This window comes from Ruminococcoides sp., assembly GCF_057037865.1.
The window spans coordinates 186,112-199,849 of record NZ_DBLZMS010000004.1 but is presented as its reverse complement, the minus strand read 5'-3'; the positions used below and the strand labels follow the sequence as shown (position 1 = coordinate 199,849).

The following is a 13,738-nucleotide window of genomic DNA, read 5'->3' as shown; positions in this document are numbered from 1 at the left end:
CAGTAAACATTACACCTTGAAATAAATTTACAAATAACTCAAAACCATAATTAAACATTTATATCCCCCAACCATTTGAAATATTTTTTCTTTAAATCATCTCTGTATTTTTTATTAAGAGGAATGTTAATATCATTTTGCAATAAAATACAATCCGCAGAAATATATTCAACATACTTATTGTTTACAGCATAACCAATATGCGGTCTTATAAAGCCATATTCTGCGATATTTTTAAATTCTGTATTCATATCACTTCTGACCTTATATTCTTGATTTCGAGTATGATACACAACATAATTTTTAATTTTTTCAAGATAAATAATATCACCAATAACAATCGGAATATCTTTTCTTTCGGTATGCAATACTATAGTTTTATGTAATTCTTCAAAAGAATTATTTATACGGTTAATACATTCGTACAAATCAGATTCAATTTTACTTTTTCTTATAAATGAATAAGGAAAACTTTTTAAAGCATCAAACACAAGCTCATCGTGACTTGTGACATAAACAATAAAAGGTATTTCAGCTGAACCCTTCAATTTGTTGATCCGCTTGGCTGTAGCAATACCGTCAATTGACGGCATTTCAATATCAAGAAAAATCAGATGATACTTGCTGTAATTTTCAAGTATATCAAATCCGTTTGAGTATTTGTCAATTTTAAATTTCAAATTAAGCTTTTCACATACCGCTGTTATTTTGTTAATCAGACTTTCAACAAATACAATTTCATCATCTACTACCGCAATCTTTAACATATCCTCACCACCATTTTAATTCTAACAAATATTAAAATGTTTTTCAATACACTCTTAAACAGTCGATCATTTAAGAAGTTACTATCAATTTTATAAGTAAGCAAGTTATTACTGCCGTTATCTCTGTATCTTTGCTAGGGAAAAGTGATTATTTTTTTTAAAAGTTGGGGTAATGAAAATTTTGAATTTGATGCGGAGGGTAAAAAAATCCATCCTAAGCGTATTTTAATATAAAAGCAAAAACAGCGCTAAAAAATACACGGGCAATAAAAAATGCAGTTTGTAAAAACAGCCGTGCAAGAAGAATGTTCCGGTTTTACGGTGCAAACAGAACAGGGCGATTTTCAGGCAGAATTGCACATAACCGCTAAAACAGAATATTTTTAAGACGGTGTAATACTGTAAAACATGAAACATCCTCATAGATTAAAAATCAAGGACCACCCAAGAAAAATAGGTGGTCCTTAATTTTAGAGAGATTTTATTTTTAAAAGGAGTTAGAAATTAGCTTATTTTATTTGTTTATACCAAAAATATATTTTGTAGTTTGTGTATAGTTTTCGTTTGCTTTTAATATTGTCGTAGGAAAATTCTTGTGATTTACAGCATCGGGAAAGCCTTGGGTTTCAAGACAAAACGCTGTATTTTCTCCGTATGTTGCTGAATCCTTTCCCATATTGGACAAAACATCGACATAATTTGCTGTATATACATGAACACCTTTCTGAGAAGTATAGCATTTTAATGTGATTCCGCTATCAATACCCTCAGCTTCGGCCGCAAGCACAAATTCTTCATCAGAATGATTCAGCACAAACATATGATCAATACCGTTTGCAAAACCAATCTGCTCGTTTTTTCTGTCAATACCATTTCCAATTAACTTGGATTCGGTAAAATCAAACGATGTATTCTTAACGGGAGTTATCTCTCCTGTGGGATTGAGGTTTGAATTTATCGGTATGAAGAAATTTGCATTTATTTTCAGCTTGTGATTTTCAGTAACTTTACCGCTTTTATGTCCGTTAAGATTGAAATATGAATGATTTGTCAGATTACATATTGTGTCTTTGTCGGAAACTGCCGACCATTTTATCGTAAGTACATTTTCATCATCAAAAGTGTAGCGTACAAAGACTTTCATATTTCCGGGATAGCCCTCATCACCATCGGGACTATCAAGCATAAATAGAACTGTATTTGGAACTTTATCATCAACTACCGCAAGCCACACTTTGCGGCTAAAGCTGTTAAATCCGCCGTGTAGATGGTTACTCCCATTGTTTACAGGGAGCTGATAATCTTCCCCGTTAAGAGTAAACTTGCCGTATGCAATTCTTCCGCAACATCTTCCGACAGTAGCACCGAAGTATGTTCCGTCAAATTCATAACCATCAATATGCTTATAGCCGAGAACTACATCTCTAATACTACCGTTTTTGTCGGGAACTTTTATCGAAATGACACTTGCGCCTAAATCACATAATGTCACGCTTGCTCCGCTGTTATTTTCTATTATATAAAGATGAGTGTTTTCACCTTTGGATGTAGGTTCAAAATTCACTACCCTTACCTTTGACATTTTAGCACTTCCTTTACTACAGCGTCTTTATAAATTTATCAAAAGCCTTTTGTCCTTCAGGAGTTCTTTTGAATACACCTGCATCCAAAAGAACATTAAGAAACACCTTTCCTATCTCATTTTGAATTATTGAATCAATATTATTTTCATTGATTTCATCATACTGTGAAACAAATTCATTTACCCATTCGGAATGTTTGCTGATTTTCGGAATTTCACTTACATCCTTGTGATTAAGAATAGCATCCTTTAAAATAGCCATTTCATCTTTAAGCCTTGAGGGCAATACTGCAAGTCCCATAACTTCAATAAGGCCGATATTTTCTTTTTTAATATGATGCAAATTCGCATGAGGATGAAATACTCCCAGAGGATGCTCTTCACTTGTGATATTATTTCTGAGAACGAGGTCAATAACAAATTTTCCATCCTTTGTAAAAGCAATCGGAGTGATAGTGTTGTGAATTTCACCGTCTGTTTCGGCAAAAATGCCAACATCTGCGTCCGTGTACGCTCTCCAACTCTTTAGAATATGAGAAGATAATGAAATAATGCTGTCCTTGTTTTTACCTGTCAATCTTACAACTGACATCGGCCACTTTACAATTCCGCACTCCACATCATCAAAGCCGTTAACAATAAACTTTCTTTCAACCTCTGCCCTATTAAGTGCAAAGCTGTATCTGCCACCCTGAAAATGTTCATGTGTAAGTATTGAACCGCCTACAATCGGCAAATCAGCATTCGAACCGATTATATAATGCGGAAACTGTGAAATAAAATCAAACAGTTTTCTGAATGTAGAATCATTGATTACCATTGGTGTATGCTCACCGTTAAATACAATACAATGTTCATTGTAATAAACATACGGAGAATATTGCATAAACCAGTTATCTCCATCAATGGTGAGCGGAATAATTCTGTGATTATCTCTTGCGGGATGATTTACTCTTCCGGCATATCCTTCATTTTCCTTACAAAGCAAACATTTCGGATAGCCCGACTGTTTTTGAAGTTTTGCCGCTGCAATAGCTTTCGGATCTTTTTCAGGCTTTGAAAGATTTACAGTGATATCGATATCACCGTATTCGGTTGCTGTTTTCCACTTTAAATCTTTCTTAATACGATATCTTCTTATATAATCGGTATCGCAGCTGAATTTATAGTAGCTATCGGTTGCAAGTTTAGGAGAACAGCTATAATTCTGCCAAAATTCTCTTATTACTTCTGACGGTCGCTTAACAAGTGAAGCCATAAGTTTCACATCAAATAAGTCGCGATATGTTACTGTATTTTCGGGAATGATTCCTTTTTCGTATGCATAATCAAGAAGTCCCGACAAAATTTCTTCAAGAGTATCCTCGTTATCTGCTGTAAGGCAAGTACAACTGTCATCTGGTTCATCCATATGGAACAACGATAAAAGCCTATTTTGCGTGTAGATTATATCCTCTTTTTCAATAAGCCCTGTATTGATTCCGTATGAAACAAGTCTTAATATTAAGCCGTAAACGCTGTTCTTCATAAATACCGCCTCACTTACTATAGCCGTTGGGATGTGTTGAATGCCATTTCCACGCTGTTTTAATAATTGTTCCCAGATCATCATACTCAGGTTTCCAGCCAAGTACAGTTTTCGCCTTATCGCTTGATGCAATCAATACAGCAGGATCGCCGCTTCTTCTGCTTTCTTCAACAACCTTAATATCTTTCTGTGTAACCTCTTTTGCTTTTTCAATTACCTCACGAACAGAAAAACCTACACCGTTGCCAAGATTGAATATATCACTTTTACCGCCCTTCATAAGATATTCAACTGCAAGAATATGAGCCTGTGCAAGGTCAGTGACATGGATATAATCACGAATACAAGTTCCGTCAGATGTGGGATAATCAGTACCAAAAATACTTATGTGGTCACGGGTACCCTGTGCCGCTTGAAGAATAATCGGAATAAGGTGGGTTTCAGGATTATGTGCCTCACCGATTTTTCCGCTGATATGTGCTCCGCATGCATTGAAATATCTGAGAGAAACATATCTTAAACCATGTGCTTTTTCAACCCAATAGAACATTCTCTCCATGGATTTTTTTGTTTCTCCGTAGCAGTTTGTCGGATTTGTCGGATCGGTTTCAAGAATAGGAGTTCTCTCAGGCTCACCGTATGTTGCCGCTGTTGATGAAAATACAATCTTATCAATTCCGTGAGCAACCATTGACTGAAGCAAAACCTTTGTGCCGTTGAGGTTATTATCATAATATTTGAGAGGGTTAGTCATACTTTCACCGACAAGTGAATTGGCTGCAAAATGAATTACAGCATCAATACCTTTTTCTTTATCAAAAACGCTGTCAATTTCACTTCTGTTTCTGAGATCGCCTTTATAAAATTTTGCTTTGGGATGAACCGCCTCGATATGACCTGTTTCAAGGTTATCGAATACAACAACCTCATTACCGCTTTCAATAAGTCTGTAAACTGTATGCGAACCGATATATCCGGCACCGCCTAAAACAAGAATTTTCATTTTGTCCTCCTTAATAAAAACAAAACCTACATAATTACATTACTTTTATTCCGCCGTATTTTCTCACTTTGAGAACATGGCATGAGTTTTCTCCGAAAATTTTATTTATAAATTCTTTGTAATTACTTACAAAATCATTTTTGACAAATGCCTGAATTGTACCTGCAAATCCACCGCCGTGAACACGGCACACGCCGTAATTGCGAAGAAGGCTTTCGCTGAGTGCAAGGGCTACCGAGATGTTCTGATGTTGAATATCTCTTGTTGTATATACATTCTGAAGATACTTAAACGATGAATTACCGGATTTTCTGATTGCGTCAAGGAATTCAACAAACTTACCGTTTTCAAGTGACGAAACGGCATTTTTAACGTTATGCTCCTCATTAAAGAAATGAATTGCACGAAGTACCGGTCTGTCGCCAACAGCCTCACGAATTTCGTCAAGGCGAATATAAAATTCGTTTGAATCACAATCTCTCAGATAATCTTCTCCGAGAAAATTTGCAACCTTTTTCATTTCCGAGGGAATCATAGCATAATCATCTGTAAGATCAACATGATCGCCCTTTGTGTCAACAATACAAAGACTGTAATCATATTTTTCAAATTCGGTAGGTACTTTCTTAACAATTGGCTTTGTCGGATCTTTAAAGTCAATGTTAACCATTCCTCCGACTGAACAAGCCATTTGATCCATAAGTCCGCACGGCTTTTTGAAAAATACATTTTCAGCATACTGAGAAATCTGAGCAATCTCAACTGAATTTATTTTCATATCATTATATAAACCGGAAATAATAGTTCCGACAACTACTTCAAAAGCTGCTGACGATGAAAGTCCTGCACCAACAAGTACATCACTTGTTGCATAAGCATTGAATCCACCAATTTTGTATCCATGATCCTTAAGTCCACGAAGAACACCTCTGATGAGGCTGACCGTTGTGCCTGCCTCATCATCATTAACTTCGAGGTCATTTATATTGAGAGTAATCATATCATAACCGTCAGAAACAAATCTTACAACATCATTGTTATTCTTGGCCGACACAGCAATAGTATCAAGATTAATGGATGTTGCAAGCACCATTCCATGCTGGTGATCTGTATGATTACCGCAAACCTCACTTCTGCCGGGAGCACTGAATATTGCTACTTTATCAGGACAAAAAATTGTTTCATACTGCTCAATTGCATGAACATATCTTTTTTTCTGATAATCAATCATTGATGAATCTATATATATATCAGTGAAAAGATTATCAAATTCGCCGTTTGTAATTTTTTCAATTGCTGTTTTAGTATCAATCATTTTATTTACCTGCCTTTTCCGCAACTGTAGGAAGGAACATAGAAGGCTCTGTGTTACCGCTTTCATCAAGCTGTTGTGTCATATCAATCTTGCCTTCTCTTCTTGCACTGATTGTGTTTATAACCTTCTTCATCATACCGTCATTGAGTTTATATTTCTTTCTGTAAACAACATAAGCAATGAGCATACAAACTGCAGGAACAATGCACATAAGTGTACTGATTGATGCTACTGTTGCAAATGACTGTTCCTGTCCCGGAATATACTGTGTGCTTCCAAGTGCCGCACCAATACCGAGTGCTGTAAGAGCCGCTGTAAATTTTACGATAAGCGTCTGGAGTGAGAATACAACGCCTTCATTTCTTGTTCCAAGCTTAAATTCACCGTAATCAACAACATCTGCAAGGAATACTGTAGCACAACCAAGTTCAAGACCTGTACCAAGTTTTACAATAACACCTGAGATTGATGTGAGCACAACATTGTGCGGAGCAAAAATACCTACGAGCAAAAGCATTACAAGACCAAATGCAGGTAAAAGACACGCAAGAAGGAACGAAGTTTTTCTTGAAAGGAACTTTGCAACCTTAGGGAATACGATAAGACCTACAACCTCTGCGATTGATGCGCTGATCATAAATGATGACATCATTCCTGCGTTGCCGCAAACATATTTGAAATAATATGTAGCAACACCCATAATGCACTGAATGCCGATGTTGTAAAGGAAGATAAGAGTTACCGCCCAACGAAGTTGATCATTCTTGCCGATGATTGAGAAAATATCTTTAAACTTAACTTTCTTTTCCGGAACAGAATCATCTCTCTTTTTAGGAAGATTGATTACTGTAATACCGATTGTAAGAATAAATACAATTGCAATTATGATTGCAAATCTGTGATAACCTGCCTGATTTGTTGTGCCGCCGCTGAGAGCCTCAATAATTTGAACACCAAAGCCTGCAATAACAAGTGACTGACCGATACTTGCAAAGATTCTCGGAAGTACCGAAACTTTTTCTCTCTCCTCAGGATTTGAAGTGAGGTTAGGAATAATTGACCAATAAGGAATATCCATAATTGTGTAAGTCATACCCCAGAGTATGTAAGCTGCTGTTGCAAATACGCAAAGTCCAATGCCATCGAGGTGGAAGTCTGTGAATAAAACAACAAATACAATTGAATTAACCAGCGTACCTATTACAAGCCATGGAATAAATTTACCCCATCTGCTGCGTGTGTTATCAACAATCATACCCATAAACAAATCATTAAAGGCATCCCATAACTTTGCAACAAAGAACATTACGCCGATAAATACCGGGTTGACCTTGATGATGTCTGTGAAATAAATCATTGAAAATGTGGCAATCATACCATAAATCATATCTTTGCCGAGGGCACCTAAAGCAAAGGTGTATTTGATTCTACCCGGGATTTTGCCATCAAGTCTTGGTTGTGATGATGTCTGTTTCATAATTTTTCCTCCTTTTAATTTTAAATGAAACGCCGTGACAACCTGCACAAAAGATTTCGTTATTATTTAATAATAATGTTTCTTTTGTTTTTATGTTAACTAAATTATATGTTTTGTTTCGTAAACTGTCAATAGTTTTTGGTAAACATTTTTGCTTTCTCTGTTTTTCACTAAACACGACTTGATTTTTTAGTAATATTTCACTATAATGGTAGTGAGGTGATTCAATTGGCTACAATCAGAGATGTTGCCAAAAAGGCAAATGTATCAGTAGCTACTGTTTCAAGAGTGCTTAATAACGACACTACCCTCAGCACCTCGCTTGAAACGAAGCAAAAAATATTTGCAGCAGCTAAAGAACTTAATTATGTAAAGAAAAAAAGGGTTACATCAGCATCTTCATGTCGCATTGGAATTCTACAATGGTTCTCTTCCAAACAGGAAATTGAAGATAATTATTACTTTTTGATGAGACAGGGTATCGAGGACTACTGTTCAAAAAATAATATAAGTATTGTACGAACATTTAAAACAGACAATGACTATCAGAATGTACTTTCTGATGTTGATGGCATAATCTGCCTTGGAAAATTTAGTAAACAAGAAATAAAATTACTGCATTCTTTGAATAATAAAATTGTTTTTCTTGATATGACCGTTGAGAATATTGAAATTACATCCGTATCACTCGACTTTCGTCAGGCAGTGTCCGATGCAATTAAATATCTATATGATTTAGGCCATAGAACAGTTGGCTTTATCGGAGGCATTGAACAGCTTGAGGACGGAACGATATTTCCTGATAAACGACTCAACACTTTCACAGACATTTGCGATGAACTAAACATTAAATATGATGGGTTTATTATACAGGACAAATTTTCAACATCATCCGGTTATAAAATGATGTCAGAAATGATCAGCAAAGGGAATCTCCCCACAGCTATTTTTGCGGCAAGTGATCATATTGCAATCGGTGCAATGAGAGCTCTGCAAGAAAACGGTTACAAAATTCCTGAGGATATTTCTGTTATGGGATTTGATAACACGGAGCTTTCGGGATATACAAACCCTCCGCTCACTACGGTAAACGCACCTGTATATGCAATGGGCATTTACGGCATTAGATTTATTTTGAATCTGATGAAACCTAAAAACACCGATTATTATTCTCCTATGCGTGTCTATCTGCCTTGTCCAATAAAAGTTCGCAACTCATGTGCAAAACCTAAAAGTTTATAATTATTATCGTTATCAAACGATTGTATGCTATGATAAATTATAATTATAACTCCACAAAGGATAGATTAAGTCGGGAGATTATAATTCTGTTAATGAATTATAATAACTAAAGATTCATTTTGCACCCCTACTCAAAAGCTATAGTTTTAAAAGTAGTCTGCCCCCTAACTGAGTTACGCAACCTGCGTGATGGATTTGGAGCAGGGAGATATCTTATGGGTCGGAAAGGGCAGAGCGATGAAGGATTTTGAAAAGTTCTTTGAAGATGTGCCTGCCGACTCCTTATCGGCAGTTATCGGATGGACAAAATGGTTTCAGGATTAATTCATAAAGGCAAATCGGTCGGTTGTGTCATAACAGATAGCAAGGTTGTGCCCTCCGATAATGCTGGAAAACAACTTATTAAGTTATGGAGCTTATGGGAATAAGCTGAGTACAGCACATCTGATACAAAAATTTAAGGAGCTGTGAAGAAATGAAGTTTAAGACTTCGTTCTTCGCAGCTCCTTTGTTTTTTGTGAAATAGTAATGCAATTGTTAAAAAGCATACTTCCCTGAATATTGTTCAAAGCAAGCATTTTTTTCGCCCTACTCAATTAGCCCCAACATAACCGTTGAAAAATCGGGCAACAGAAATTTTGCATTTAACAAATCTATTGCCCGACCTGAATTTTAAATTTTAAACTGTCAATTTTTATTTTGCTAAAAGCTTAAATCCCATAATAACAACACCTAACACCACGAGGACGATACCTGTGGCACGGTTTAGGGTTTTGGGATTGGCTTTATTGGCAAAAACGGCGGCAATTCTCGCCCATATAAGGGTGAACGCTATGCAGAGAACGAACACAAACCAATCGGGTGTGCCACCAATCATAAAGTGCGAAGCTGCGCCTGTCAGGGCGGTGAATGTCATAATGAATACGCTTGTGCCGACAGCGGTTTTCAATTCATAATTCAGCACGGTCGTCAAAATCAAAAGCATCATCATTCCTCCGCCCGCACCTATAAATCCGCAGATAAAGCCGATTAACATTCCGCAGATTACAGACTGGATTGCCCTCTTTTTTGCCGACACACCGAGCATAGCTTCTTTAGTTGTCATAACGGGACGGATGATAAATTTTATGCCGAGCAAAAATGTCATAAACACGGAAAATCCGCCCATTGTAGCTGATGGAACAATGCTTGCAACATAACTGCCGACAATCGTAAACGCAAGCACACTCGCCATCATAATCAAACCGTTTCTGATATCGAGATTTTTATTTTTATGGTATGTATAAGCCGAAACTGCACTCGCCAAAACATCGGACGAAAGTGCGATTCCGACTGCCATATACGGATCCATATTAAGAAAAGTTATGAGCATCGGACTTATTACAGCCGCCGCACTCATTCCTGCAAAACCTGTTCCGAGACCTGCGCCCATTCCTGCAAAAAATGTAACTAAAATTGTAATAAATATATCCATTTAATTTCCTCTATAGAATAATATAACTAAATTAAGATTATTTTAATTTTGCCGTTTCATAAACAAAAGCCGTGAAATCAGCATTATTACCGCAGTTCCGACAAGTATCTGCAACGGGTACAAAAGTACGCTTTCACTCGGAATAATCATACTCAAAATTGTCAATGCTCCGGCAGGCGGAATATACATTTTTGTGCAGTAAACAATTACAAGCATTATCGCCGTGGCTGTCAATGCGGCAACTGTCAACGGCAATCCAAGAGTCATATTCAGCACATATCTTGAAACCGATCCGACAAATGCACAGACTGTTATCACCAAAATCGTCTTTACCGGCTTGTTGCGAGCCTTATTTTTCGGACGGGAAAATTCAGTAAACGCCACAAGCAACGGCGGTGCAATTGCAAATTTAAAGCCCGACCAAATTGCGAAGAACCCCACAACGGCAACACAGATTGTTCTTACTGCTGTGTCAATCACATCGCTCTTTGCATGCAGGTTTACCGACTGAAAATCCTCTTTATCTCTTATTTTAACTTTCAAAAGAAATCTGCGGAATAATACAACCGCAATTGTCAGCAAAAATGCGGCAATCGGGTATATAAAGCTCTCGGTCTGCATCATAACGGGCAACACAATTGCCGAAATCATCGGTGCAAATGTTGTTCCCGAAAACATAAAGAGAATTTGTGCAAATACAAATGCAATCAATATTTCAAGATAAAGCCCGACTTTTATGTATCGGACTGTCAGCACACCCGCAACAGCGCAAATCGCAATTAACGCAATCATTCGGCTGTCATTGACTTTCCAACCTTGCTTTTGTGTAACCATATAACCAATTGCAAGTGCCGTTATTTCAGGAAAGATTATCTCCCCCTCACCCAATATTTCCGCAACAAAAGTCATTATACCGACAAGTATAAGCGTTAATACATACGGTAATGCGTTTTTAAGTGCTTTTGTCAAATTCAGTTTCCTCATTTTTTATACTTCTACTCACTTTTCAATTCAAACTAACAGCACTATTGTATCATAAATCTGTCAGCATTAACAGACAAAATTTATTCACAGATTTTTTCCTTTAACAGCGTATCTGTCATTATGCGTGGATATGCAGGTCTTGCAAAAAACGCTGTACATATTGGAGGTTCAGTATATGATAAAAACGGCGCAGAAATTAGCGGCGTTTTTTAAGTCACCTACGGTTTAGGTATCAAAATATAAATATTTGTACAGCAAAGCCTCCTGCAACTGCTTAAATTTTACACATTACGGGATAATGGGTGTTGCACAATAACATTTATAATTTTTTTGGTTATTTAGTGTCGGATACTTTCTGACCGCATTCCGATTTGCCCGAGCGGATATACCATTACCGTGATATATGACGGATATTCAGTTTTTGCAAACAACTTAACGCTATTTGCTTAACGATTATACTAAACATATTCCGTTATGTTAAGTGGTTTTCGTAAAAACGTTATACTTTTTTGTTTTATGTTGCTTGACATATACTAAACATATATGATATGCTGATTGCACATTACATAAGTAAGGAGTGCAATTTTATGGCAATCGGAGAGAGAATAAGATTTTTTCGTAATCTTTGCGGAATGACACAGAAATATTTAGGACATGTGGTGGGATTTCCTGAAAAGACTGCCGATATTCGTATGGCACAGTATGAGTCAGGTTCAAGAACACCTAAAGCTGATTTAACAAATACTCTTGCACAGGTATTTGAAGTATCGCCGCAGGCGTTAACCGTTCCCGACATTGACAGCTACATCGGTCTTATGCACACCTTATTTACCCTTGAAGATATTGACGGCGAGCTTTGCCTGACGCTTGATAAACACAACAAAAGCTATGTGACTATGTTTGAAATGCTCAACGATTGGCGTAATCAAGCTGAGAAGCTAAAGAATGATGAAATCTCCGAAGATGAATATAACGATTGGAAATATAATTACCCAAAAACGAGGTAACAATTATGTATCTATATGTAGCAGAAACAAAAAAAGATAATGATAACCATTTGACCGCTGAAATTATAGAGGAGATAACTCAAGAAGAATTAGATGATTTAAATTCTGCTTTTACCTTTTGCGGAATATATCATCGCATTAATCAAATAAAAGATATTGTAATTGAAAATGGTATCGAGTTTCAGCAGTATATGAAAAGCGATAATTTATCAAGTATGAGTTTTCAAGGAGTTTCTCCAGAAAAACTCATACTAATCGCAAATAAACTTGTATTTAATTACGCTTCATCTATAAAAACCTATATTGATATGGAAACTCGACTTCTTAGAAAAAACAAAGGTGAAAATGAACTGAAACTATTCCGTTCAATTTGCAGTCAAATGTATGATAATAGCATTGAATATCGGTTTTGGGCTAATTTTAGAAACTACGTAGTACACTGTGAGTTTCCATATGCTGTATTTCACAATTCAATTGATGATGGGTGTAAAGTGATTTGTTTAAAGGATGACTTATTAAAATTTGATAATTGGAAGCATTCAAAAAATGATATTGAGAAGATGGACAATGAAATTGATATACCTTCATTAGTTAATAATATGAGTTCAAAGATTATTGTTTTATTTTGGGATTTCTTTACTTACTTTGGGCAAGAAATTGTTGATGGAATTGAAAAATATGGTTCTTTTTGTAGACGACATAACGTGAAAGCTCCTGCCATTATGAAATCCGAAGAAAAAGATCAATTTGAGAATATGAATATGCAACCACTTCCTGTACAAAAACTTTTTGCATCATTTGAAGCATTAAAGCAAAATCCTAATGTAAATATACATTATAAATAAAATAACCCCTCTCGAATGAACTAAGCGTTCAAACGAGAGGGGTTTCCTCTTGCTTGTTTTATTGTAAAGAATAGTAAACAGTATCAAAACGGTATCAACCAAACTTTTGAAGTGTCAAAAAGTCAGTGTTTAAGCCATTTCTTTGACTTCTGTTGTTATTGTACAAACCCCTCTACTCTCTTTGGGGTAATTTTTGTTATCCTCTATCTATATTGTTTAAACTCCGAATAAAACTCCGATTTTATTGCCAAAAGCCCAGTGTTTATCGAGCTTTTGGGCATAGAAAAAGCGACCTAAAAGATTGCTCTTCAAGGTCGCTCAAAGATATTAAAATTTACACATTACAGGATAATGGGTGTTGCACAATAACATGTGAAATTATTCCCACTCCTAAGTACAAAACAGACTTTAACTGTTTTTGCTTAGGAATTTTGACTTGATTTGCTTTAATTTGGTACAGATTATCTCAATTCTACGAGGTATTTCTGCTTTTGCTATCAAATAGCTATCACTT

The 13,738-nt window shown here is 36.2% G+C and carries 12 protein-coding genes; 4 read left to right on the top strand and 8 right to left on the bottom strand.

The features are described from left to right. Nucleotides 1–50: 50 nt before the first annotated feature. The 6 genes from AC2HW8_RS05485 to melB form a co-directional block, all read right to left on the bottom strand. On the bottom strand, nt 51–767 hold the full coding sequence (locus AC2HW8_RS05485) for a LytR/AlgR family response regulator transcription factor (protein WP_484327254.1): 717 nt from the start codon (nt 765–767) through the stop codon (nt 51–53). A 514-nt stretch (nt 768–1,281) separates the two neighbouring features. Then, nucleotides 1,282–2,349, bottom strand: coding sequence for an aldose epimerase family protein (locus AC2HW8_RS05480; protein WP_484327253.1), 1,068 nt, complete (start codon nt 2,347–2,349; stop codon nt 1,282–1,284). A 16-nt stretch (nt 2,350–2,365) separates the two neighbouring features. Continuing rightward, nucleotides 2,366–3,877 (bottom strand): UDP-glucose--hexose-1-phosphate uridylyltransferase, encoded by a 1,512-nt coding sequence (gene galT / locus AC2HW8_RS05475; RefSeq protein WP_484327252.1) that lies wholly within the window; start codon nt 3,875–3,877, stop codon nt 2,366–2,368. Between the two features lie 10 nt (nt 3,878–3,887). Continuing rightward, complete coding sequence (gene galE, locus AC2HW8_RS05470; protein WP_101029117.1) at nt 3,888–4,880, bottom strand: UDP-glucose 4-epimerase GalE; 993 nt, start codon at nt 4,878–4,880, stop codon at nt 3,888–3,890. Between the two features lie 34 nt (nt 4,881–4,914). Next, nucleotides 4,915–6,195 carry a galactokinase gene (locus AC2HW8_RS05465; RefSeq protein ID WP_021883123.1) on the bottom strand — a complete coding sequence of 427 codons (1,281 nt, stop codon included), beginning with the start codon at nt 6,193–6,195 and terminating at the stop codon, nt 4,915–4,917. Between the two features lies 1 nt (nt 6,196). Further along, nucleotides 6,197–7,672 (bottom strand): melibiose:sodium transporter MelB, encoded by a 1,476-nt coding sequence (melB, locus tag AC2HW8_RS05460; RefSeq protein WP_484327251.1) that lies wholly within the window; start codon nt 7,670–7,672, stop codon nt 6,197–6,199. Nucleotides 7,673–7,891: 219 nt separating this feature from the next. Here melB and AC2HW8_RS05455 point away from each other — a divergent pair, with 219 nt between their 5' ends. Then, nucleotides 7,892–8,914, top strand: a complete 1,023-nt coding sequence (locus tag AC2HW8_RS05455) for a LacI family DNA-binding transcriptional regulator (RefSeq protein WP_368000314.1) — start codon at nt 7,892–7,894, stop codon at nt 8,912–8,914. Nucleotides 8,915–9,103: 189 nt separating this feature from the next. Beyond that, nucleotides 9,104–9,238 (top strand): hypothetical protein, encoded by a 135-nt coding sequence (locus tag AC2HW8_RS05450; RefSeq protein ID WP_296666073.1) that lies wholly within the window; start codon nt 9,104–9,106, stop codon nt 9,236–9,238. 370 nt (nt 9,239–9,608) lie between these two features. Here the strand turns inward: AC2HW8_RS05450 and AC2HW8_RS05445 are convergent, their stop codons facing one another. Next, nucleotides 9,609–10,388, bottom strand: a complete 780-nt coding sequence (locus tag AC2HW8_RS05445; protein WP_484313081.1) for a sulfite exporter TauE/SafE family protein — start codon at nt 10,386–10,388, stop codon at nt 9,609–9,611. A 42-nt stretch (nt 10,389–10,430) separates the two neighbouring features. Further along, the gene (locus AC2HW8_RS05440) at nt 10,431–11,372 is read right to left on the bottom strand and encodes a hypothetical protein (RefSeq protein ID WP_484313079.1); all 942 of its coding nucleotides are present in this window, start codon (nt 11,370–11,372) and stop codon (nt 10,431–10,433) included. A 587-nt stretch (nt 11,373–11,959) separates the two neighbouring features. Here AC2HW8_RS05440 and AC2HW8_RS05435 point away from each other — a divergent pair. Both AC2HW8_RS05435 and AC2HW8_RS05430 read left to right on the top strand, forming a co-directional pair. Further along, a complete protein-coding gene (locus tag AC2HW8_RS05435) occupies nt 11,960–12,379 on the top strand; it encodes a helix-turn-helix domain-containing protein (RefSeq protein ID WP_412961976.1) in 420 nt (139 codons plus the stop codon). 5 nt (nt 12,380–12,384) lie between these two features. Then, complete coding sequence (locus tag AC2HW8_RS05430) at nt 12,385–13,224, top strand: hypothetical protein (RefSeq protein WP_412961978.1); 840 nt, start codon at nt 12,385–12,387, stop codon at nt 13,222–13,224. Nucleotides 13,225–13,738 lie beyond the last annotated feature (514 nt).

What these genes read in the sequence shown, in the direction of transcription:
- AC2HW8_RS05485 (WP_484327254.1), bottom strand. Translation starts at nt 767, where the DNA reads ATGTTAAAGATTGCGGTAGTAGATGATGAAATTGTATTTGTTGAAAGT.
- AC2HW8_RS05480 (WP_484327253.1), bottom strand. Translation starts at nt 2,349, where the DNA reads ATGTCAAAGGTAAGGGTAGTGAATTTTGAACCTACATCCAAAGGTGAA.
- galT (WP_484327252.1), bottom strand. Translation starts at nt 3,877, where the DNA reads ATGAAGAACAGCGTTTACGGCTTAATATTAAGACTTGTTTCATACGGA.
- galE (WP_101029117.1), bottom strand. Translation starts at nt 4,880, where the DNA reads ATGAAAATTCTTGTTTTAGGCGGTGCCGGATATATCGGTTCGCATACA.
- AC2HW8_RS05465 (WP_021883123.1), bottom strand. Translation starts at nt 6,195, where the DNA reads ATGATTGATACTAAAACAGCAATTGAAAAAATTACAAACGGCGAATTT.
- melB (WP_484327251.1), bottom strand. Translation starts at nt 7,672, where the DNA reads ATGAAACAGACATCATCACAACCAAGACTTGATGGCAAAATCCCGGGT.
- AC2HW8_RS05450 (WP_296666073.1), top strand. Translation starts at nt 9,104, where the DNA reads ATGGATTTGGAGCAGGGAGATATCTTATGGGTCGGAAAGGGCAGAGCG.
- AC2HW8_RS05445 (WP_484313081.1), bottom strand. Translation starts at nt 10,388, where the DNA reads ATGGATATATTTATTACAATTTTAGTTACATTTTTTGCAGGAATGGGC.
- AC2HW8_RS05440 (WP_484313079.1), bottom strand. Translation starts at nt 11,372, where the DNA reads ATGAGGAAACTGAATTTGACAAAAGCACTTAAAAACGCATTACCGTAT.
- AC2HW8_RS05435 (WP_412961976.1), top strand. Translation starts at nt 11,960, where the DNA reads ATGGCAATCGGAGAGAGAATAAGATTTTTTCGTAATCTTTGCGGAATG.
- AC2HW8_RS05430 (WP_412961978.1), top strand. Translation starts at nt 12,385, where the DNA reads ATGTATCTATATGTAGCAGAAACAAAAAAAGATAATGATAACCATTTG.